This is a genomic window from Achromobacter sp. SIMBA_011 (genome assembly GCF_046535435.1).
Lineage (GTDB): Bacteria > Pseudomonadota > Gammaproteobacteria > Burkholderiales > Burkholderiaceae_B > Achromobacter > Achromobacter dolens.
This window is the reverse complement of the sequence record NZ_JAWRWN010000332.1, coordinates 1-278: the sequence shown is the minus strand read 5'-3', so window position 1 is coordinate 278 and position 278 is coordinate 1. Positions and strand designations below refer to the sequence as shown.

The window sequence follows — 278 nt, the reverse complement described above, 5'->3', positions numbered from 1 at the left end:
CATGGCCTATGCGATCCGCAATGGCCTGATTGAGAGCAATCCCGCTCATGACATTGCCGTGCAGGTCCCTGAGGCGCGGGACACGGTCATGACTGACGCCGATCTCAAACGCTTCTGGGCGGCCTGCAAAGAGCCTGGAGCGATCGAGGACCTGCAGCTTTCGCTCAACATGGGCGTTGCCCTGAGAATGGCCGCTGTAACGCTTCAAAGAGGCGGCAGCATCATTGGCATGGAATGGTCGGAAATAGACCGTACTGCGCGTACATGGCTTATCCCGG

At 58.6% G+C, this 278-nt stretch carries 1 pseudogene; it reads left to right on the top strand.

Annotation, left to right across the window (positions count from 1 at the left end):
• Window positions 1-278, top strand: a pseudogene (locus SB816_RS31190) (hypothetical protein); the annotation flags it as partial.